18 protein-coding genes and 1 pseudogene are annotated in these 21,919 nt (G+C 61.4%); 10 read left to right on the top strand and 9 right to left on the bottom strand.

Features of this window, described 5'->3' with window-relative positions; all coding sequences use genetic code 11:
• Positions 1–14: 14 nt before the first annotated feature.
• Genes M0D43_RS00790 through M0D43_RS00800 form a run of 3 tightly spaced genes read right to left on the bottom strand, consistent with a single transcriptional unit; the run spans position 15 to position 2,103 of the window.
• Positions 15–1,079, bottom strand: a complete 1,065-nt coding sequence (locus M0D43_RS00790) for a hypothetical protein (protein ID WP_252163155.1) — start codon at positions 1,077–1,079, stop codon at positions 15–17.
• Positions 1,076–1,387: a hypothetical protein gene (locus M0D43_RS00795; protein WP_260807691.1), complete on the bottom strand. Its 312-nt coding sequence runs from the start codon at positions 1,385–1,387 to the stop codon at positions 1,076–1,078. Before M0D43_RS00795 ends, M0D43_RS00790 begins: the two co-directional genes overlap by 4 nt.
• A 20-nt stretch (positions 1,388–1,407) precedes the next feature.
• Positions 1,408–2,103 (bottom strand): radical SAM protein, encoded by a 696-nt coding sequence (locus tag M0D43_RS00800; protein WP_343231762.1) that lies wholly within the window; start codon positions 2,101–2,103, stop codon positions 1,408–1,410.
• A gap of 211 nt (positions 2,104–2,314) precedes the next feature.
• Here M0D43_RS00800 and M0D43_RS00805 point away from each other — a divergent pair.
• Positions 2,315–2,511 (top strand): annotated as a pseudogene (locus tag M0D43_RS00805) (transposase); the annotation flags it as partial.
• An 88-nt stretch (positions 2,512–2,599) separates the two neighbouring features.
• On the opposite strand, the gene M0D43_RS00810 reads toward M0D43_RS00805, so the two are convergent.
• The 4 genes from M0D43_RS00810 to M0D43_RS00825 all read right to left on the bottom strand — a co-directional run bounded on the left by M0D43_RS00810 (position 2,600) and on the right by M0D43_RS00825 (position 5,572).
• Positions 2,600–4,078 (bottom strand): XVIPCD domain-containing protein, encoded by a 1,479-nt coding sequence (locus M0D43_RS00810; protein WP_252163157.1) that lies wholly within the window; start codon positions 4,076–4,078, stop codon positions 2,600–2,602.
• 14 nt (positions 4,079–4,092) lie between these two features.
• Positions 4,093–4,731, bottom strand: coding sequence for a hypothetical protein (locus M0D43_RS00815; RefSeq protein WP_252163158.1), 639 nt, complete (start codon positions 4,729–4,731; stop codon positions 4,093–4,095).
• A gap of 86 nt (positions 4,732–4,817) precedes the next feature.
• Positions 4,818–5,234 (bottom strand): SymE family type I addiction module toxin, encoded by a 417-nt coding sequence (locus tag M0D43_RS00820; protein ID WP_252163159.1) that lies wholly within the window; start codon positions 5,232–5,234, stop codon positions 4,818–4,820.
• Positions 5,231–5,572: a hypothetical protein gene (locus tag M0D43_RS00825; RefSeq protein WP_260807694.1), complete on the bottom strand. Its 342-nt coding sequence runs from the start codon at positions 5,570–5,572 to the stop codon at positions 5,231–5,233. Before M0D43_RS00825 ends, M0D43_RS00820 begins: the two co-directional genes overlap by 4 nt.
• 425 nt (positions 5,573–5,997) lie before the next feature.
• Between M0D43_RS00825 and M0D43_RS00830 the strand changes: the two genes are divergently transcribed.
• Together M0D43_RS00830 and M0D43_RS00835 are read left to right on the top strand one after the other, a co-directional pair.
• Positions 5,998–7,191 carry a dsDNA nuclease domain-containing protein gene (locus M0D43_RS00830; RefSeq protein ID WP_184578761.1) on the top strand — a complete coding sequence of 398 codons (1,194 nt, stop codon included), beginning with the start codon at positions 5,998–6,000 and terminating at the stop codon, positions 7,189–7,191.
• Complete coding sequence (locus M0D43_RS00835) at positions 7,188–8,951, top strand: hypothetical protein (protein ID WP_252163160.1); 1,764 nt, start codon at positions 7,188–7,190, stop codon at positions 8,949–8,951. The genes M0D43_RS00830 and M0D43_RS00835 overlap by 4 nt, the downstream gene beginning before the upstream one ends.
• On the opposite strand, the gene M0D43_RS00840 is transcribed toward M0D43_RS00835, so the two are convergent.
• Together M0D43_RS00840 and M0D43_RS00845 are read right to left on the bottom strand one after the other, a co-directional pair.
• A complete protein-coding gene (locus M0D43_RS00840; protein ID WP_252163161.1) occupies positions 8,948–12,103 on the bottom strand; it encodes a TonB-dependent receptor in 3,156 nt (1,051 codons plus the stop codon). The genes M0D43_RS00835 and M0D43_RS00840 overlap by 4 nt on opposite strands.
• Before the next feature lie 849 nt (positions 12,104–12,952).
• A complete protein-coding gene (locus M0D43_RS00845; RefSeq protein ID WP_252163162.1) occupies positions 12,953–14,482 on the bottom strand; it encodes a S41 family peptidase in 1,530 nt (509 codons plus the stop codon).
• A 685-nt stretch (positions 14,483–15,167) separates the two neighbouring features.
• Between M0D43_RS00845 and M0D43_RS00850 the strand changes: the two genes are divergently transcribed.
• The 7 genes from M0D43_RS00850 to M0D43_RS00880 all read left to right on the top strand — a co-directional run bounded on the left by M0D43_RS00850 (position 15,168) and on the right by M0D43_RS00880 (position 21,680).
• The gene (locus M0D43_RS00850; protein WP_252163163.1) at positions 15,168–15,908 is read left to right on the top strand and encodes a flagellar motor protein; all 741 of its coding nucleotides are present in this window, start codon (positions 15,168–15,170) and stop codon (positions 15,906–15,908) included.
• Positions 15,909–15,914: 6 nt separating this feature from the next.
• Positions 15,915–16,889 carry a flagellar motor protein MotD gene (gene motD, locus M0D43_RS00855; RefSeq protein ID WP_252163164.1) on the top strand — a complete coding sequence of 325 codons (975 nt, stop codon included), beginning with the start codon at positions 15,915–15,917 and terminating at the stop codon, positions 16,887–16,889.
• A 1-nt stretch (position 16,890) separates the two neighbouring features.
• The gene (locus tag M0D43_RS00860) at positions 16,891–17,673 is read left to right on the top strand and encodes a ParA family protein (RefSeq protein WP_101364156.1); all 783 of its coding nucleotides are present in this window, start codon (positions 16,891–16,893) and stop codon (positions 17,671–17,673) included.
• A complete protein-coding gene (locus tag M0D43_RS00865; protein ID WP_252163165.1) occupies positions 17,670–18,863 on the top strand; it encodes a chemotaxis protein CheW in 1,194 nt (397 codons plus the stop codon). The genes M0D43_RS00860 and M0D43_RS00865 overlap by 4 nt, the downstream gene beginning before the upstream one ends.
• Positions 18,864–18,963: 100 nt before the next feature.
• The gene (locus M0D43_RS00870; protein WP_003489692.1) at positions 18,964–19,272 is read left to right on the top strand and encodes an STAS domain-containing protein; all 309 of its coding nucleotides are present in this window, start codon (positions 18,964–18,966) and stop codon (positions 19,270–19,272) included.
• Positions 19,269–19,634 carry a response regulator gene (locus M0D43_RS00875; RefSeq protein WP_002806565.1) on the top strand — a complete coding sequence of 122 codons (366 nt, stop codon included), beginning with the start codon at positions 19,269–19,271 and terminating at the stop codon, positions 19,632–19,634. Before M0D43_RS00870 ends, M0D43_RS00875 begins: the two co-directional genes overlap by 4 nt.
• A gap of 33 nt (positions 19,635–19,667) precedes the next feature.
• Positions 19,668–21,680: a chemotaxis protein CheA gene (locus tag M0D43_RS00880; protein ID WP_252163166.1), complete on the top strand. Its 2,013-nt coding sequence runs from the start codon at positions 19,668–19,670 to the stop codon at positions 21,678–21,680.
• Positions 21,681–21,919 lie beyond the last annotated feature (239 nt).

The raw sequence follows: 21,919 nt of genomic DNA on the forward strand, positions 1-21,919 counted from the left end.
GGCTGACTTCCTATTTAAGCTGTAATAGTACGCATGCCGTATTGGTGCACGGCATCCACTATTGTCTCGAATGACGATTCCTCGAAGCCAATCAATCCAACCTGCTGCATGGCGCGCAGAAAGGACGCCACCTCGTTGCGAATAACCAACTTGGTATGCTCTGAGTACAACTCAGGCGCGCCAAGCATCGCGGCGGCACGCTGCGCCACGGTGCAACTGTCGCAAATATCCGGGTCGAGCCTACTCATCTGCCCCGTGAATATTCCAGTTGACATTGACTGCGATGTTTGCGGATGTCCAGGCGATGGCGTTGCTCCCGTCACTGAAGTATGCGTAACGAACGTGACGTAATTGAATAGCACAGCCACCACTTGCACGCCCACCGCAGCCTCCACGGCAGCCACAACTGCAGCAATCGCGCCCGCAACCGCCTGCCCGGATGCCACGCGGACCAACTGGGCGATGTTGCCAATGGCAGCGAGATCCGCTGCAGTCGGCACTGAAGCTGACGCACCCACGAAACGCTTAACGGTCTCGGCATCAAGCGGCGCCTTGGGTGCTAAATCCAACGTTTCTTTGATTATGGCAAGGTTTCTGGACAGCACCTTGGACATTTGCTGTGTCAGGACGTCCGACTTGGGCTTTTCGAGCGCGCCGGCCACATGCAGGTAATTGAGCAGCGAAATGTAATCCTTTTTGAGCGCTGCGCTCTGCACCAGCGGATCGGACAACGCAACAAGCAATGCTAGGGTTGGTGCCTCCATCGCGCTGCTGTCGTAACCAATGTTGGCCAGGAATTTATGCGGGTTGTCGTTGAAGGCTCTTCGCTGCGAAGGATCGGAGAACATTTCGACTACTGCGGCCGTCAACTTCGACCACCTGTCCCAACCTTCGGTCGGCATACCGCCACGGGAGAGCGGAAGCAGCATCTTCGTGACAGCGCTGTTAGCGGTGCCACCGGTTAGGCTAGCCGGCTGACCAAACACACGCATAGTTTGATCAGCATCCACGACACCAGCAGAGGCCGATGCGGCTGCACCTGCTGCCAAGCTTGATTTAATAAATTTGCGTCGTTTCATCGTTGCGCTCCCTGCTTTTCTACGATTTGATCGACCGCTGATGCCAAGGCATATCGACTCATCACTTCCGGCACGAACTGCTCATAGGTGGCGGACATCGTTTCGCGGATCTCCGGGTTCTTATGCAATACCGCACAGTTGTGGCATATGTGCACCGACCCGGCTAGCAATTGGTCAGCGCGCTCTTTTCCCATGACCTTGCGCACGATTTCCGCAGGCCCATCCATGCGCAGCCAGTACTTCATAAAGTCAGCATGTTGACGGAGGTAGGCATTGGACACACCTTCGGCCATCGTTCCCAACTTCATTTCGGGGATGTGCTCCAAGGTCAAGCCACAGCAGGCGGACACCTCTCCGTAGGGTGTGACGGCGATATTGTTGTGGATTTGCTCGCACGGTGTTGCGCGGCGCCCGGTATGCAGAACGTGCTCGCGCTCCTCCCCTTAGCAATGAACGACATCCAGCTGTTCGATTGCAACAGGAGGCCCCGGTCACGGAGGCTCTTTATAGTTGGATCGCGCGCTAGAGCAGACAACTTATCACTTTCTGCTGTGTCTGCTTCAACCGTCAATAAGGTCAGCACCCCCGCATTGAAGGCTGCTTCCGCCGCATTGACAACCGATTCGTGTGGCACCCACTCTTGGTGGTCCTTGCCGGTACTGATGTTCAGTTCGCGTAGCCCGGCGCCGGCCAGTTTTCCGGCCATCCGTGTGGCAGAGGCCTTAGTCTTGCCCCAAGAACCATTGGAAACAATTCGTGTAACCAGATCGAGCGAGGTGGCTTCTGCAATCACGGCTACTAAGTCGTCCTTTAAGAGTGTGGCTTCGCCCCCGGTGAACACCACCACGCGCAGTGATGGAAAGCTGTCTTTCACGTCGTGAAGGGCTCGCATCATTTCGTCGCGACTGAGACGCCCTTTAACATTCGGACTGGATTCAAAGCAGCACTGTGTGCAGGCTGCTGTACAACGGTACGTTGTGATGAAAGTAAGTGTCCTTGGTAGCAGCGTTGAGCACAGATCCATGCGGCCTCTTTAAATTTACTTTTTAAAAAGCGAGCTTAACCGTGGCTTTCCAACACTATCAGTGCAGATTCAAACGGTCAAAGGGCTTTAAGGTTCGCGCCGGCTTCCTTCTGCAAGTTGCGGTAATACGTCGACTGACCTAATCCATATAATTTGGGCCGGCCCGAACCAGAAAATTCGGCGACACTTAGGGCGAAGGAGGCCCGTCGCCATGAAGAAGTCGAAGTTCACCGAAGAGCAGATCGCGTTCGCCCTGAAACAGGCCGAGACTGGCACGACGGTCGAGGAGATCTGCCGCAAGATGGACATAGCTAGGCCCCGTTCTATGCGTGGCGCAAGAAGTTTGGCGGGCTCGGCGTCGCCGAACTGCGCCGGCTACGCCAGCTTGAGGAAGAGAACCGCAAGCTGCCGAGCGCCGGCGCCTGATAAGTGCACCTGACCCCATCACGCTGATTGGCGCGCTTGGCGTGTGGGCTTCACCCTGCTTTGTTGAACCTCAACGCGTCATCGACGGACCGGCCTGGGTAACGGCTTGCTGCGACTGCTCCAGCGCCTGCTGCTGTTCGCGTGCCTGGGCCTGAGTCTGGTTTATTGCCTGCAGGCGATCGAACGACTGGACCTCTGGTGTCTGCACGGCGTCCAGGGTCGGCATATGGGCGCGCTGGTGTGCCGGGTCATTGAGCGCACCCTGGACAAGGAAGACCTTCTCGCCGCCAGCCAATTGAGGTGTCGGCTTGTTGAGCACTACATGGTCCACCCGTGACAGCCCTTCCTCTTTAGCTAGTGCAAGCAGACTGGCTGTCATGCGCTCGCTCGATGCGTCCCACTGCCTGCCATGTTCGGTATCGAGCTTTTGCACCCCGCCTTTTATCTGTTGGTATAGCGCGTGATCTGCATGGCCTGGATCTGACGGAAGAAGGTGAGGTGACGTCCCTTGCGATGGAGATTCATGTGCACGGAGCTCCTGCTCCAGCTCTTGTGCAGAGATCGGCGAGACATGCAGATGAGTGTTTTTGCTGTGCTGGAACAAGCCCGGCGTCGGGGGCTGGGTGCTGCTATCTAGGTAAGGCATCGGGCGCGTATTACTGCCCAGGTCAATACCATTGCGTTCGAGTATTTCTTCTTTCAATCCCAGACGTCGCATATCCAGAATCATCGGCTGTTCTGGCTCTCCGGGCTTCTGCTTATTGTATTGGCGCTCGTAGATGGCAGCCGTTCCAACCACCCACGGGCCGTAGTGATTGGCGTAGTCGGACTGACCCGTATAGCCGATGCGAGTGTTCTTGGCGTCCTTGTCGAAGAAGTTTGCACCCATTGCCTCAACGTTGGCAGGAGTGACGGGCATCGTCATATCTGCGTTCAAGGTAAGGTTGGACTTGAGCGCGTAGTTGAATTGCGGCATTCCGCCGGTTCGATCAATGAAGTCGTGCATACGGCCGGGTGCTTCCCGAAATATATCTTCCAGTGAGGCATCCGGCTTTGCTTGCTTTACCCTGCTGACGGTTGCATTCCAGCCTGCAATTTCGGCACTTGCTTCATCTACACGGTTGCTTGATAAAACTTTCTCCGCTGCGTCCGAATAATCGTGCGTGGTCTTGGCTATCTGCACCGCAGCGGTTTCGAACGCCTTACGGGAAGCAGCTGCGGTTGGGCTGTACATGGCGTGCTGCAGCTCATGCCCCAGCACAAACGTCATGTCACCGGAATCAAGCAACTTGCCACCATGCCCATTGGAAAGCCTGGACAGCGGCAGCCGGATGGAATTCTCATCCGGCGTGAAGGTCCCGCCTGCATTCGGATCAGTCAGAGGTCTTAGACTGAGAACGCGTTGCTTGGCAACCGCATCATTGAATTGGTCAAGCAGAACGGGCGATGCGGCTAGCACACCCTGCAGATTGGTGACATGTTCGGGGGTGACGCCTGGCTGGCGCCCGAAGTCATCAACAATGGCTTGTGCCTGTGGACTCAAAGGCATGACCGTTCCTTGGATTAACGAATGTAGATCCATTCAACACAGTGGTGCTCCACCCGCTCCTGCGGTGCATCAGCCTCACCTCGTGGAAACACTTCCACGCGCATGCCTGGCCGGCTGAAGAAGTCACTCATCCATCGCCCGTCTTCCACCATGTTGCGTTGACGTACAAACCCGGCGTTTTCCAGCTTCTTGGTAAACGTATCGAAATCGATCCCGCAGATCTCCGCCATGGACGGGGAAGCACCCGCTTGCGCTGGAATAAAAGTGAACTCGAACCAACGCCCCGCAGTAGGCGTCTGGTCCATGCCAAAGCTGTAACCCCACTCACTGGTAAGCGGAGCACTGGCGCCATAACGCTTGGGATCAGCTGCCGCACGCGTCACCGGAACCCCCATTTTGGACTGCAGGTAGTCAGGTGTCAGATCGTCCAGTCCATCAATAGCTTGAATCAATGCAAGCATGCGGGTGAGCGCATCCTCTGCCGTTCGTATTGGCCCACTGGGTTCACTGCCAGCGGGAGTGGCTGCGGATTCGGATGAGGAACGCATGGCAGATGTCTCCGTGACGGTTGCCGCGGCTGGGGTGGCCGACGTGTGGGCGCATGCGCCCAGAGCGAGGGTGGCGAGCAAGGCGTAGAGGGGGCGCGCGATCATGAAGCGTCCGTTGTGCGCTGGTGTGGCTGCGACGCTAGTGGCATCCGGCACCGAGGTCAATCGCAAGAGTTCTGGCAGCCGCCGCATCATCGCCGCACGCTGCGCGCCTTGGCCGGCACCTCCACCGGCGGCAACACCTCCATCAGCAGCTGCCCTTCGCTCGCGGTGATGCGCAGCTTGGTGCCGATGGCAAAGCCCAGTTGTTCCAGCCATAGGCCGCTGAGGCGGACATGGGGCACGTGCTGGTCGCCGGCATGGTCGTGGGCGCCGGGGTAATGGGTGTAGCTGACGGTGCATTGGCGCGGGCGGCGGGCGCGGCGAGGTGCGCGTAGCGTGCCGGGGCCTTGCGGCGAGGCGTTCGGGTCGGGTGGCAGCATCGGTGGCAGCTTGCTGCGGTCGGGTTCCACAACGACCCACTGCACCCGCTTGGGCGGCGCGGGGCGCGTACGTGTGCGGGTGGGCCGTGCGCTGGCAGACGCCGTGGGTGGGCGGCGGCGTGTCATGGCGCCTCCGGGTGGCGGGTGATGGTTGCAGCGACGCGCTGCTGCAACGCCACGGCCCTGCGTGCGAACCGGTCACGCGAGTTGTGCGGCAACACAGCGAGCTGGCGACTTAGCAGATACGCCGGATGGTCGCTCGCCTGCTCAACAGCCGCGCGTGCGACGAGCCGGCGCAGCACATCGCCCAGATCCCACCGCAGGCAGTGAGCGGAAGCTGGCAACAGATCAACCGGTACAGATGCCGGCGTGGATGGTACGGTAGACATGGCAACGCCCTCCTGGAACAACCCAAGAACCGCCGCCAACGGCGACGGGATGTCGGGAGGTTCGAAACCGCTCATAGCCGGCGGGCATATTCCCCTTGCGGGTGTTGTATTAGCCGCCCTCCCGACACAGGCATTGCGTCGGCTTGCACCTGCAGGATGCAGGCACAAAAAACCCACCGGTTTGACGGAGGTGGGTACCGCTATGAGAGGAGTTTCGACGCTCCTTGGGCCTAGATTGCAAGTACGCGGTCTGGCGTGTCAATACACGTAGCGGGTCTCGCGCGGCCGTGTGCGCCGCTGGCGCAGTTCCATAAGGGCCACGCAAGCCGAGCGCCGTCGCCTGATAAGTGCACCTGACCCCATCTCGGTCCAAACAGCATCTTCTAGCTTACGTCAACAGTACACCTAGGACGTTCTCGGGGTCGTCCTTTGCTTTTTGGCCTCGGCAACTTCGTCCTGTAATGCGCTACTCTTCGAGTAGGGGGAGCGAGGGAAAACGCATGACGGACCTGTTAAGTGACCAAGAGCACAAGCCGGATGCTCTTGAGCTGCTGCTTCGGGACAAGCCGACCGACGAGAAGACCGGCGCAAACGCCACTCTCGGATTTACCTACCAACAATGGTGGGGAGCTTTGGCGGTAGCAGAATTGCTCGCAAGCGAAGAAGACTTTGCAGTTGGCATGGAAGTCAAAGAAGACGTGACGCTTCTGGACTCTGCCGACTCGCCCACAGCTGTCGAGTTCTGCCAGATAAAGAAGAATGAGCAAACAGGAGGGTGGAAGCTAAAAGACCTCCGGACGGAAGGCCGAAAACGCAAGGACAAGACGCGAGATGCGTCGCCTCTAGCGAAGCTCTACAAACGCAGGAGTGATTTTTCGGGCCACCCCACAAAGCTTCGGTTTGTCTCGAATGTTGGAGTGAAGGTCTCGCTCGAAGAGGCAGACAATGTTTTTGTCAATCAGTGTCAATTGTCCGACTTAGCGACGAGCCAGCAGGACGAGCTTCGAGAGCACCTTGGAAAGCAGCTAGGCATTGCAGCGGCAGACCTGGACCTGAGCAACTTCGTAATTCATCGTAGCGATCTACCACTTGGGCAGCAGCACGTCTTCCTTGCCGGAAAGCTTGCGGAACTCAGTGAGAGCGGGAAGCTTCCGTTCGATTTGAAACAGCCGAACGTCGCGGCGCGCGTCCTGGCATCTATATTGCAATCCAAAGCATCGAATATCGGCTACGCGTCGAACTTCGCCGAGCTAAAGAAGAGGCTTCTCTCCCGAAGCGAGGCCGTTCAGGCTCTCGCCAGCGTTGCCGGAGCAAAGCCTCAAATCGGCGAAGTCCTGGATGGAGCCATTGCTCGACTTCACGTCGAAACGCACCCATTCCAAGCAGTCAAGTCGATCCAAGCCGAGCGCGTGACTGTGCTCGCCCATGCCGTGGACCGAACAAACAATCAGCTAAAGCAGTGCGTCTCAATCCTTGCGACGCAAGTTAACGAAGTTATGACTGCGGCGGTTGGAGCCAAACTGGGGGAGCTCATGGACAATTTGGTGCAAGCAGGCCTCTCCGCAAACGCTTCCGTATTTGCCGGGCTCAAGCCTGGATACATAAATGCGGTTGCCTTATTGGTGCTAAACGATGGAATCGAAATCGACGTACTCCATATTGCGGCTCATCCGAAATCTGAGGCTCAAGCATGAGCCGGAAAGTCACCTTCAAGACGCTATTTCTGATATCGCAGCGAGACGCAAGCGCTCGGAAGCTGGATTTGTCCCAGCAGACTCTCCTTCTCGGCTCGAACGGGACGGGGAAATCGAGAATCACTAAGAACCTGTTCTGGGTCTTTGGCTGCAATCCACCCAAGCGCAACGTCGGCAATTGGGACACTGAAACCATTGGGGCGCTTGAGTTCTCGTTTGATGGTAAGGATTATTTTGTATTGCGTCAGGGGAACCGCTTAGGGTTGTTCCTCGATGGGCGGCTGCTTTTTGGCGCTCAGAAGATGAGCGAGTGGAATCGACATATAGCCCGGATATTTGGCTACCGCCTCCAGCTTCCCCGCCCCAAGGGCGACCGCTTCGATCAAGCAGGGATGGACTACCTTACCCTCCCGTTCTATATGGATCAGGACGGCAGTTGGGGCGCGAGTTGGGACACGTATGAAAACCTCGGCCAATTCAAAGCCTGGAAGAAGCCCGCGTTCGAATCTTTCATCGGGCTCAAGCCCAATGCATACTTCGAAGCGAAGCAGAAGCAAGACGAGCTATCTATCGTCTTAAACGAGAAGCGCAGGGAGTTGGATGCTCAAACCGCAGCCTTCCGGCGCGTGGAGGAGATTCTCCCGGAAGACGTACCGACTCTAGACCCGCAGGCTTTCCGAGACGAACTGGCAGAGCTGGGTAGGAAAGCAACTAACGCCTACAACCTCCAGGTAAAGACGCGCGCGAAGCTTCTCACCGTGATGGGCGCGCGTGAACAGATGCGGGCAGAACTGCAACTAGCTGGAGCAGCCCACAAAGAATTGAACTCAGACATCGTCTATCTATCCGACCTCCCGCCCGGTCCTATCGAGTGCCCCACTTGTGGCGTCCAGCATGAAAACTCATTCCATGCGCGACTCACGCTATCGCAAGATGCGGACACGATGGCTGCTCTTGTCGCGGAGCTCCAAGTCCGCTCAGACGAGCTTAGGACGGAAGAGGAAAGCATCCGATCACAGCTTTCTGAGATCGCAAGGACCATCGCCGATTTTGATCGCACGGCGCATGAGCGTAAGGCGGACCTCGCACTTGGCGAACTTCTCGCCGCGCAAAGTCGACGCACCTTAGATGAGGCTTTTCGCCGCGTATCAATGGAAATTCAGGTCAACCTGACAGACCTTGAGGCTCAAGAGCGGGAGCTAAAAGCCTGCGCTAAACAGTTCCTCGATAAACACCGCATCAAGACTGTCCAGGAATACTTCTCCAACGCCGTTGCCACGTTCTCACAAACACTCAATGTTCCAAGCGATGAGCAAGTCTCCAAGGTTGTGCCCGGGGATCGTGCTGAGGCTGGGGGAAGTTCTGCCCCACGCTCCATGCTCGCCGTCCACCTCGGGCTGTTGAGCACAAACGCCGAGTATGGGGATTGCCCCTTGTTCCCGTTTGTCATGGATACCCCGCAACAGTCCGGCCAGGACGAGAAGAATCTACGGAAGATGATCGAAGTCGCCGAACGTGCGGCCAGCGCAAGCCATCAAGTGGTCCTGGCAATCGAGACCCTCCCGGCTGACCTCGACATTTCCAGCTTTGCGGTTGTTCCATTCGAAAAAAGCCACGGCGCTCTATTGAAGGAGGACTTCCACGCCGTTGCAGAGGTCATTCGGGGGCCTCTCACATTGCTCAGTGAAGCACTGGCGTTTGAGGGAGGCTCCAGAAAACAAAGTGGACGAACTAATGCCCAGAACTATTTTGGCGCCTAGAACTTGTAAGTCAGCCCCAGGTACGCCAGCCGGCCTGCGTAGCCGCCGGTATAGAAGCGGGCGCGGGTGTCTTCGCCCAGGTGCGAGCGTGACTCCTGCTTGGTCAGGTTCAGCACCGAGGCGGTGAGGCTGAGCGCCGGGGTGATGTTGTACGCCGCGTTCAGATCGATCTGGTAGTACGGCTCCTCAAAGACGTTCAACCCGTTGACCAGGCCTTGCACCAGCTCGCCGCGACGGTTGTACGAGGCGCGCAGCAGCAGGCTGTCGATCTCGTAGAACACGGTGAGGTTGGTCTGGTTTCTGGCGCTGCCCGGCATGGAGGTCTTGCCGGCCTCGGTGCCGTCCTCCAGCCGCACCGCCGCCTTGCTGGCATCGTTGTAGGTGTAGTTGAACTGCACACCGAGACCGAATGGCAGCGTGTGCTGCGCGTAGAGCTCCACACCCTGCGAGACCGCGTCCTGGCCGCCGGCCTGGGTGCTGTAGTTCTGCACGGTGACCGGTTGCCCGTCGACCATCATGTTCACGTCGCTGATCACGTCGACCGCAAAGTTCTCCACGTTCTTGCGGAACAGTCCCACACCTGCCACCGAGCCCGGCTGGAAATACCATTCCAGCCCCAGGTCGAACTGGTTGGCCTTGTACGGCTCCAGGTTCTTGTTGCTGCCCGAGCCGTACCAGCCCTGCTCGCTGGCCCCGCCGGTCAGGCGCCGGTCGGCCACGTACTCGGGACTGTAAAACTCCAGGCTGCCAGGCGCGGCGATGTCGTTGTAGCTGGGACGTGCGATCACCTTCGCGGCTGCCGCGCGCAGCAGCAGGTTCGCGGTCAGGTCGTAGGCCAGGTTGAAACTCGGCAGCACGTCGGTGTAGTTGCGGTCCAGCCCGCTGACCACGAACGACTCGGTGCGTTGCACGCTGTCGGACAAACGCCAGTAGCCTTCGGTCCCGCAATAGGTGTCGGCCGGGGCGCCGCCGGGCATGGCGGCGCCCTGCTGGCAGGCCAGCGGATTGCCGTCGGCGCCATCGAAGAAGTAGTCGTTGTAGGCGGTCACCTTGTCGGTGGAATCGGCACGCTGGCCGGTGCGCGCCACCCGCACGCCGACGTTGCCACGCAGCCGCTCGGTGTGGAAGTTGAGTTGCAGGTAGGTGGAATAGATCTCCTCGTCGACGTTGTAGACGAAGTTGTCTTCGCTGCGGGTCTGCATTGCGCCGTAGGTCTGGTTCAAGTAGCCGATGTAACCCGGGAAGTTGATCGCCGGGAACGCGCTGGCGTTGACGCCACCGGCCAGGTTGTCCTGCGCGAACAGCAGGCCCGGCGAGAACTGGGTGGCGATGGCATTGCAGCGCCCGTTCCAGTAGCGGTTGTCGTAGTCGCCCGGATCGGTGCCCGGGCACACCCAGTAGTTGTTGCCGGTACTGCGGTGGATGCCGCCGTCGCGACGCTTGAGGCCGAACTGCAGCGAGTCGACGACCTCGCCATCGAAATGCCAGGTGGTATCGATCTGCGCGTACTGCTGCTGATTGGTGTTACGGGTCCAGGACGAGCCGGTCGAGCCCAGGTCGACCTGCAGGATGCCGTCGCGCAGGTTCTGCATCAGCTGCGGCGAGAATGTCATGGACGGCGTGCCGGTCAGGTCCCAGGCGCTGGCGAAGTTGCCGTTGGTCCAGCTGCCGTCGGCGTTCTGCAGGCGCGGCTTGATCGGCAGGGAGAACTGCAGCTCCGGCCCGCCCTTGGCCCAGGTGCGGCCGACCTTGAACGCCACGTCCACCTGCTCGCCACGCCATTCGCCGCCCAGGTCCACCGTCTGCGACTGCGATTTCTCGATGTTGTAGCTGCCGGTGATCTGCGGCGTCGGCACGGTGCAATCGTCCGAGCCCCAGCCGCCCGGCGGCAGGCCGGCCGCGGCGGCCTGCGCCTCGCTGCAATAGTAGGTCTTGCCCGGACGCAGGCTGTAGGCGGCGCCAGTGACGATGGTGCCGCTGGGATCGAACTGCAGCCCGTCGAGCAGACGGCCGCCGCGCCAGTTGCCGTCGCCGTTATAGCGGGCAATGTTCCACTCGGGAATCTTGATGGTATTGGTCTGCGAATTCTGCGACAGGTCGAAGCGGAAGTAGTTCGCGGTCAGCGTCAGGTCGTCGGTCGGCTTGAACTGCAAGGTCAGTTGCCCACCCTTGCGCTCGCGCTCCTCGCGTTTGGCGTCCAGGCTGACCGCCGTCGGCATCATGAAACCGGTGGAGTAATTGCTGTCCTGGTTCCAGAAACCGGTACCGCCCCACCAATTGGCGTTGAAGTCCGACGGATTTCCATTCACGTCGACCGCCGGGCCGACTTCGTCGCGGCCGTACCACTGCCAGCTCTCGGTACTGGCATTGAGCGTGCGTGCGGTGCGCTTCTGCTGCGTGTAGCCCACGAAGACACCGAAGCGGTTGTCCTTGTCGTGCCACGAGTACGAACCGGAGAACTGGCCGTCGGTCTTCTTGCTGGTATCGGCCCAAGTGCCCTCGGCGGAGACGAAGCCGGAATGTGGCTCCAGTTCCAGCGGGCGCCGCGTCTGCAGGATCACCGTGCCGCCGATGCCGCCTTCGTCGATGCGTGCTTCCGGGGTCTTGTACAGCTCCGCGCTGCCCAGCAGGTTCGACGGCAGCAGCGTGTAGTTGAACGAGCGCGTCGGGTCGCCGTTGGATTCTGCGGTGGCGATGTAGTTGCCGTTCAATTCGGTCAGCACCAGTTCCGAGGAAAGGCCGCGCACACTGACATTCTTGCCTTCGCCGCCGTCGCGGCTGATGACCACGCCGGGCACGCGCTGCAGCGCATCGGCCACATTCTTGTCGGGGAACTTGCCCACGTCCTCGGCGGTGATCACATCGACCACGGCGTTGGCGTTGCGCTTCTGCTCCAGGCTTTTTTCGATCGCGTAGCGGTAGCCGGTCACCGTCACCGCGTCCAGGTCCGTGGCCTGCACCTCGGCCTGGCCCGTGGGCGCCGGCGTGCCGTCGGCCTGCTGGGCGACAGCGGTGGTAGAGGCGGCGCTCGCGAACAAGACGATGGCGATACCGGCGGACAGCGTGCTGCGGTTGCGTGCGAATGGCATGCAGTTCATTTCGATCATGCTCTCCCAATAGTGATTTGCTTCGGCCGATTCCTGTCGATCCAACGATCGGACAAGAACGCTGCGCGAAGTGACGCAGAAATATCCGGCGCCGTTGCGGCGACCCGGTTTCCTCGTTTTCCCTCCCCCTTCTGCGCAGAGGCGATTAGATCGTTCTAATGCAGTGGAAAACGTAAGTATCACAGCCCATGCGGTAGCGCATTCTGCCCCGCAACAGGCCCGCGGCGTTGTAAGGCATCCACGATGGCCGGCCGGGCTCGCCACGCTTGCACGCGGCACGGCACAGCACGGCCTGCCGCGTGCGAGCGCTGCAGTAGTTCGATCACTGACAGCAACACGCCCTGGCCCGCATCCAGGCGCAAGTGGTTTCGCGAAGCGGCTGCACTCCCCGTCATTTGCAACCGGGCTCAGCCAGAGACAGGATCGACATGCGTGTTGACACACGCCAAGGACATGGCCCACCGCACGCCGCTTGGCTGCCATCGCCGTGGCCACGGCCACGGCAATTCTGATACGCGAGGATTCTTTATCGCTTGTGCTTGTCTGGGCGTTCGATCAATGGATCTGAGCAGAACCCTGGCAGAGCCATTCAGCCGTTCTGCCACCGGTCAAATGACGCGGCCGCATCGCGCAGCCGCTGGCTCACGACCTTTCTTACTCACTGCGGATCCAGATACATCGACACCTGCCCTGACCCACAAGACGATACGGCACACCCCCTGGCGATCGGGTCGCACGGGTGCCCGACAACAGCGGCATCACGGCCCTCGCCCTCAAGCCAGCAACCGCAGCCTTCGCGTGGGACATGCCGACCCCGAGCAATCGATCCGGTTAGCCCAGCCCGTTGCGTGAGGCGGCTGGCGCGTCAACGCACCTGCCGCTGCACGCATCAGTTCAATAGCATTTGCGCTGAGACAGTGAAAGCGCACGCGGCGGCGCGGCGGAACAATCGCCTCCGCGATCGATGGACGCTGCACACTCGAGTGCGGCATCGCGATTGTTGCGGATATCAGCCAGGGAACTGGCGATGGCCACATCCGGGATCACTCCCCGCCCTTCGAGCGAGACACCGGATGGATCTTTGAAGGACGCGATCGGAATATGAATCTTGGCTCCTTGATCGAGCGAAAAGACCTGCGCAATCAACACCTGCCCGGCGGTGCGCTGACCAATCACGCGGGCACGGCGATAGTGTTGCAGGGCTGCCGACAGAACCTCGGCAGCGCTGGAGCTGGCTTCACTGACAAGGACCGTGACCGGAACGTCCGTGGCGGTCATTCCCGTTGGAACACGCAGCTCGCTGGACGATGTGCGACCGCGCTCTGTTCCAAGCAGCATCCCGGCGGGGAGAAAGTTCCCGGCAATCTCGCCAAGGGCCGTTGCGGCGCCACCACGATTGAGGCGGAGATCGAGCACGATTGGCTGACCGGGATGCGCGGCTACCTGCTGGGTCAACCAGCGCGCATTCTTCGTGTTGAAGTCGTTGAATTCCAGGACGAGCGAACCCCGATGCGCATAGGCGACTCGCTCATAGAGCTTGGCCATGAGTCGTTGCCCCATGGTGTGCTCGCTGGGATCTGTCCTGACCTGAACCACTTGCCCGGATGGTTGCCTGAGACGGTAGTCATACGTGCCGAACGGCTGTCCTGATACCGGCCCCATGCCGACCAAGTGGTCGCCTGGCTCGACACCCGCCCTTTCCGCGCTGGAGTGATTCACCACCTCGATCACGTTGAGCCCATTTCCAGCCTCACCGCTGGTGGTCGTCAGCTTCAATGGCCGGTAATCGATCAGGCCAGGCAGTTCACCCGTTCCAGAAAGCGAACCCAGCACGTTGGCAAACGTCATCCAATCAACATTATTGACTCGAACAACCCCATCGCGCCTTTCAAAATTCGTCGGGCGCGCCGCAGCAAGGGCGACCGGCATAACGAAATAGTGCGAGACACCAGCCACAGATATCGTGGATACGGCGATGTCCAGCGTCTTCTGAGAAGCGACTGGATTGACGGCATTACATAACACGACATGCGCGCCTACGCGCACACCTCGCGCATAAAGAGGAGAACGGGGGTCAATGGATTCAACGACCGACATGCGTACCAACCCGGGCTCGGAGATCAGCATGCCCGCTCCCACAAACGCATCGGGCCATTGAAGCCCGACCAGATCTTCCTTCTTTGGAATGTCACCCGCGGCCTGCTCGGCCGTGAGGTATTGGAGATGCGACGCCTCCAATAACCCCAACATTTCCCCTACCAGGTCGACCGTCTTTGCATGACTAAAATCGAAGAGCGGAATTCTCTTCCTGTAGGTCGCGTTGACAGCCGCCCAGTCGTAGCCATTGAAATGTTCGTCGTAATAAAGCTTATCGACCGCCGACCAGGCAGACACCAGAATATGCAGGTTAATTCGATAATTCACCCAAACAGCGAGTGCGGAGACCAACGCGGTGGAGCACAGTAACCCCAGAACAAACTGCCGATAGTTAAGCCCCAACCCACCCTCTCCTTGATGACGCGTTCGCACCGGACATGTGTACGACATCTCTCGCCCTGGTCCATGGTGAGCGCGCGCCCCGACGCTACCGGCCCTATCCCGCGGCATTGAACACGGCTGCGAAGGTAATCGTCGCGAACCGAAGCTATCGCCTCATCCAGTGCAAGTGCATGGGCTAGCGATTCCTGGCCATCCCTGAGAGGGGACCGGCAGCGTAACGGTCGCCGCAAGACGGATTCGTGCCGCGACGGCGAGTCAGACAGGGGTCCGCCGAGCCAAGGAGCCGATCCCCACCGCGCCGACGCCCCTCACAGAAGCCGACAATTGACAGTCCGCGCCTGGACGTACCCTCATCCCAACCCCTCTCCCGCAGGAGAGGGGCTTGAACCGTGCAGGCCTTGCGTTCTCTTCGCTTTCGTAAAAGCGGGCCTAGCCCTAGGCGTCACTGAGTTCATCCAGACCTTTTACGACCGAGGGACCGGCCCCCGGCCGCGCTACCGCTCTCAGCGCAGTCGGCAATTCGAAGACCCATCCCCCAGAACGACAACTTTCTGGCGCGCCAACCAGGCGCATCTATCAAGTCCGCCGCGCCTGGGCCGATACCGCATGCATGGACAGACTCAGCGTAATCGGACTAGTGCTGGCGATCGTGGCGATCGTGGGCGGCAGCGTGTTGAAAGGTGCCGGCATTTCGTCGCTGTGGTCGCCGGCTGCCTTCGTGATCGTCATCGTCGGCACGGTGGCCGCGATCCTGCTGCACACCTCACCGGCAGTTTTCCGGCGCGCGTTCAAGATCCTGCGCTGGGTGATCCAGCCGCCGGCCAGCGATCGCCCGCAGCTGCTGGCGCGGATCGTCGAGTGGAGCAACATCGCCCGTCGCCAAGGCCTGCTGGGCCTGGAAGACCAATTGCCGCGCCAGCAGGATGCCTTCCTGCGCAAAGGCCTGCAGATGCTGATCGATGGCGTGGAGCCGGAAGCCATGCGCAACATGCTCGAGATCGAAGTGGACAACCAGGAGCGTCAGGATCTTGCCGCGGCCAAGGTGTTCGAGGGCATGGGCATCTATGCGCCCACGCTGGGCATCATCGGTGCGGTGCTGGGCCTGATGGCGGTGATGAAGAATCTGGCCGACCCGGCCATGCTCGGCCACGGCATCGCCGCGGCATTCACCGCCACTATTTACGGTATCGCCTCGGCCAACCTGCTGTTCCTGCCGGTCGCCGCCAAGCTCAAGAGCGTGATCCATTGCAGCACCAACGAGCGCGAAATGGCGATCGAAGGCCTGATCGCGATCGCCCAGGGCGAGAACCCGCGCAACATCGAATCAAAATTGGCAGGCTACTTGCATTAGCTCGCTATGGCCCGTCGTCGCAAACACCACGAAGAACATGGCAACCACGAAGCGTGGGCGATTCCGTATGCCGATCTGATGACGCTGCTGCTGGCGTTCTTCGTCGTCATGTACGCCATCTCCTCGCTCAACGAGGGCAAATACAAGGTCATGGCGCAGGCGCTGACCACGGCCTTCGGTGGCTCGTCCACTACCGCCAGCCCGGTACAGCTGGGCAAGACCCAGACCCTGGGCGCCGATTACGACCGCCCCTCGGTGATCAAGGCCGGCGCGCCGATGGCTGCCTCCAACGGCCCGACTGACCCTACCCTGCTGCCGTCGATGGCCGCGCAGATGCGCATGCCGGTGTCGCTGCGCAACCAGGCGCAACTGGCGCGCGCGCAGCGGCAGATGGATGCAGTGGAGCAACAGCTGAGCAAGACGCTGGCGCCGCTGATCGACAAAAAACTCATCACCATCCGCCGCAACGATCTGTGGATCGAGGTCGAGATCAACAGCGATATCCTGTTCGGCACCGGCTCGGCCGCGTTGGCCGGCAATGCCCGCACCACCTTGTCCACGCTCGCCTCGGTGCTGCGCGACGCACCCAATGGCGTGCGCGTGGAGGGCTATACCGATAACCAGCCGATCGCCACCGCGCAATTCCCCTCCAACTGGGAACTGTCCGCGGCGCGCGCGGCCAGCGTGGTGCACCTGTTCGCCGACGACGGCGTCGCCCCGCAACGATTGGCGATGGTGGGCTATGGAGAATTCCGCGCACGTGCCGATAACAGCACTGAGGCGGGACGGAATGCGAACCGGCGTGTGGTGTTGATCATCCTCGCTGACTCGGCTGGCTCACTCGCACCCGATCCGCCATCGCAGTTGCATGCGACCGCCGCCGGGGCGCCCAAGCTTCCCAAGTCTGACGGCGGCCAAACGGCCGTCACCACCGAAAGCGGCACAAGTTCCGTCCCCGCCGTAATTCAAGGAGTGCAGTGACATGCGTATCTGGGCAATCGCCAACCAAAAGGGCGGCGTCGGCAAGACCACCACGACGCTGGCATTGGGTCGCGGCCTGGCCGCGCTCGGCCACCGGGTGTTGTTGATCGACCTCGATCCGCACTCCTCGCTCACCCGCGCGTTCGGCGTGGCGGTCGACCCGCCGCCGCGCGGGGTGCTGGACCTGTTCGGCACCCCACCGAGCGATCTGGCCAGCCTGGCGCACGAAAGCAGCATCCCCGGCCTGTCGTATGTGTGCGCGCAAGCCGCACTGGCCACGCTGGAGCGCCGTAGCGCCAATCAACCCGGCCTTGGCCTGGCATTGCAGAACGCAATGACCCGCCACGCCGGTCAACACGATTACATCCTGCTCGACTGCCCGCCCACGCTCGGCCTGCTGATGATCAATGCGCTGGCCGCCTGCGACCGCGTGGTGGTGCCGACCCAGGCCGAGCCGCTGGCCTTGCATGGTCTTGCCAGCATGGTGCGCACCGCCGACATGGTGCAGCGCTCGCGTCGCCGCGAGCTGCCGATGTCGATCCTGCCGACCCTGTTCGACCGCCGCACCCGCGCAGGCAACGAAACGCTCAAGGAAATGCAGACCACCTACGGCCCGGTGGTGTGGGAAGACGCCGTTCCGATGGACACCCGTATCTGTAATGCCGCCGCACTCACCGTCCCCGCTGTCGGCGGCGACTATCAGGGCCGCGGCCTGTCCGCCTATCGCCGCGCGCTGGAATGGGTGCTGGCCGATGACGCGATGCGCATGGAGCAAGCCGCATGAGTAACCCCACCGCTAACGGTGAGCTGGACGATTATCTGGAGGGCCTGCTGCACGATGCAGGCGTCGAGATCCTCGCCCCGCCCGCTGCGGCCGCTATCGCCGCTGTCGAAACGCCGGCGCTTGCGCACGCAGATCTCGCGTTGGCCGAGCCGCCGGTGCAGGCTGCCGCGCTTCCCGAAGCTGCCGCGGCCTCACAAGCCGCCACCTCCAATGCAATTGCCGCGGTGCTGAGCGCCGATGCGATCGCTGCCGATTTCCTGGCGGAAATGGATGCCGATCCGGCGTTCGGTCCACCCGTGGCCGCCGCGCCCAGCGCTGCCGACATCGCGGCCGATTTCCTTGCCGAGATGGATGCAGACCCGGCCTTCGGCCCGCCCGTGGTCGCCGCGCCCAGCGCTGCCGACATCGCGGCCGATTTCCTTGCCGAAATGGATGCAGACCCGGCCTTCGGCCCGCCTGTCACGGCTGCCCCGAGCGCGGCCGATATCGCGGCCGATTTCCTCGCTGAAATGGATGCGGACCCGGCCTTCGCCGCCGCGCCCACCGCGGTGGAGCTGCTCACCGCCGATCTGCTGGCAGAAATGGATGCCGACCCAGCCTTCGGGCTAGACGCCGCACCGGTCGCCGTACCCACACCTGCCCCGACACCGAAACCCGCACCCCGTGCAGCACCTGCACCGATGCGCGCTGCACCGGTGCCCACTGGACTGCAGGCATTGCTGGCGCCCGGCCAGGCCGACAAGATTCACGCCGAACGCCGCGCCAGCGAACGCAGCACGCGTTGGTTACGTCTGCGCTGCGGCGAACAAACCTATGCACTGGAATTACTCAAGGTGCAGGAAGTGGTCTTGCCAGTACCGCTACTGCCGCTGCGCGGCACTGCCAGCGCGATGCTCGGCATCATGAACCTGCGTGGCCAGGTGGTCCCGGTGATCGATCTGGGCATCCACCTCGGCTCTTCGCCGGTGGACATGGATCTGCACACCCGCGTGGTGGTGCTGGAAGAAAACGGCGAAACCATGGGCCTGCGCGTGTCGGCCGTGGAAGACGTCACCAGCCTGACCGATCAGCAGATCGAACCGCCAGACAACGCACGCCTGTGCCGCATTTATAACAACCTGTTCCGCGGCGTTGCACGCCTGGGCCATCAGCCGATGATCCTGCTCGATGCCACCCATCTGCTGCATTGATACGCCTAGCTTGCTCGTACCTGCACGCATAACGATTCAGCGTTAAAGCTTTCCCGCACCCCGCCGTTAGTACGCATAGAACCAGCCGTTCGGAGCAACAATGAGCACAGTGACATTGGGCGAGGATCTCGGTATCGAGACCAGCGCCGACCTCAAGCAAAAGCTTGCCGGATTCCTCACCCAGGACGGCGACCTTGTGCTTGATGCCGGTGAAGTCCGGCGCATCCACACCGCAAGCGTGCAATTGCTCTGCGCCTTTGTGCAGAGCCGCCGCCAGGCCGGTCTGCACACCGAATTCGATGGCTGCAACGACACTTTTAGAGATGCGGCTCGTCTGCTCGGCGTTACCGACGCGCTCGGACTTCCCGCATCCAATGACAACCTGAAATCTGTGGAGAACGCCGCATGAGCGCACGTATCTTGGTGGTGGACGATTCGGCGTCGATGCGCCAGATGGTCTCTTTCGCCCTCACCTCTGCCGGCTTTGCCGTCGAAGAAGCCGAAGACGGCGCCGTTGCGCTGGGCCGCGCGAAGGGTCAGCGCTTCAATGCGGTGGTCACCGACGTGAACATGCCCAACATGGACGGCATCTCGCTGATTCGCGAGCTGCGCCAGCTGCCGGACTACAAGTTCACCCCGATGCTCATGCTGACCACCGAGTCGGCGGCCGACAAGAAGTCCGAAGGCAAGGCGGCAGGTGCGACGGGTTGGCTGGTCAAGCCGTTCAATCCAGAGCAGCTGATCGCCACCGTCCAGAAAGTTCTCGGTTAAACCCTTCTCGCTTCACCTTCGGATTTCACGCCCATGAGCATGGACCTGCAACGCTTCCACGCCACCTTTTTCGAAGAGAGCCGTGAAGGGCTCGACGCGATGGAGGCCGGGCTGTTGTCTCTTGAAGAAGGCAACCGCGACCCGGAAATCATCAACTCGGTGTTCCGCGCCGCGCACTCGATCAAGGGCGGCGCTGCCACCTTCGGTTTCGATGCCGTCGCCGGGCTGACCCACGTGCTGGAGACGCTGCTGGACGAGTTGCGCTCCAACAAGCGCCAGCTCGAACCCAATGCGGTCGATGCCATGCTTGGCTCGGTCGACGTGCTGCGTGCCCTGTTGCGCGAAGCCGAACACGGCACCCCGGCCGACCCAGCTGCAGTCAAGGCCGTGCATACCCGTTTGAACGCCGTGCTCGCCGGCGAAGCGCCGGCGGCTGCGGTCGTCGCCAAGCCGAAGGAAGCAGAACCGGAAGCCTGGCACATCGGTTTCACTCCGGCGCCGTCGCTGTTCATGAGCGGCAACGACCCGCTGCGCATCATCCGCGAGCTCGAGCACCTTGGCCCGCTGCAGATTGCCGCGCGTCTGGAGCGCATGCCGGGCTTTGAAAACATCGATCCGCTGGAAGCGTATCTGGCGTGGGATCTGGGCCTGATCGGCAAGATTCCGCGCAGCAAGATCGAAGACACCTTTGCCTGGGTGGTGGACGATTGCGAACTGGACATCCGCCCGATGGCGGTGCCCGGTCCGCCGCCGAGCTTGGCCGTGGACGCTGCGGCGGCGGCACCGGTTGCAGCCAGCGCCGCCGCACCGACCGCCGCTGCCGAACCTGCTGCTGCCGCGGCAGCAACGCCGGCCAAGGCCGCCGCTGCAGAAGCCGAAAGCTCGATCCGCGTCAGCGTGGACAAGGTCGATGCCTTGATCAACCTGGTCGGCGAGCTGGTGATTACGCAGGCCATGCTCAAGCAGGTCTCCACCGGCCTGGACCCGGCGCATGCCGAACAGCTGTTCGCCGGTCTGGATCTGTTGGAACGCAATACCCGCGATCTGCAGGAAGCTGTCATCGGCGTGCGCATGCTGCCCGTCGATGCGGTGTTCCGCCGCTTCCCGCGCCTGGTGCGCGACCTTTCCAGCCGCCTCGGCAAGCACGTGCGTCTGCGCACGATTGGCGAGAGTACCGAGTTGGACAAGGGGCTGATCGAAAAGATTGCCGATCCGTTGGTGCACTTGGTGCGCAACTCGATCGACCATGGTCTGGAACTGCCCGATGCGCGCCGCGCCGCCGGCAAGGACGAGACCGGCACCATCACCCTGGCGGCCTCGCATCAGGGCGGCCACATCGTGATCGAAGTGAGCGACGACGGCCGTGGCCTCAATCGCGCCAAGATCCTGGAAAAAGCGGCCGAACGCGGCATCGCCGTGCCGGACAACCCGACCGACGCACAGGTATGGGACTTGATCTTCGCACCGGGCTTCTCCACTGCCGATGCCGTCACCGACCTGTCCGGTCGCGGCGTGGGCATGGACGTGGTCCGCCGCAATATCCAGGGCCTGGGTGGCGAAGTGCAGCTGGAAAGCAACGCCGGCAGCGGGACGCGCGTGCTGATCCGTCTGCCGCTGACCCTGGCCATCCTCGACGGCATGACCGTGTCGGTCGCCGGCGAAACGCTGATCCTGCCGCTGTCCTACGTGCTCGAAGCACTGCAGCCGGCTGCGGAAGACGTCCGCTCGATGGCCGGCGACGGCCGGGTCCTGCGGGTCCGAGGGGAGTATCTGCCGATCCTGTCGCTCACCAATTACTACGGCTTCGGCGGGCAACAGTCCTCCACCGAATCACTGGTGGTGGTGGTCGAAGGAGACGGCCAGAAGATCGCGCTGGAAGTGGACGAATTGCTTGGCCAGCAGCAGGTGGTGGTCAAGAACATCGAGAATAATTACCGGCGCATTCCGGGCGTCTCCGGCGCCACCATCCTCGGCGATGGGCGGGTTTCGCTGATCGTGGATATCGGTGGCCTGGTGCGCTCGCTGAAGGTGCCGCAAGCCGCGTAATGCATTCGCCGCGGCCTGGATGCCGCGGCGCAAGGCTCCACCACACCATCGCCGCAACGATGGGCGCTGGAGCGATCGCCGGCAGTCTGGGGACTGCCGGCATCGGTACCACCCGTTCGGCCCAGCACGACCGACGGTAGATCCTGGCCATTCGTCCGGATCCTCGACTCTGACACGTCCTTGCCCCACCTGTTGGCGGGCGCCCACGCAGCCAGTCGCTCTCTGAAACACAACAAGAC

This window comes from Xanthomonas prunicola, assembly GCF_025266575.1.
Taxonomy (GTDB): Bacteria; Pseudomonadota; Gammaproteobacteria; order Xanthomonadales; family Xanthomonadaceae; genus Xanthomonas; species Xanthomonas prunicola.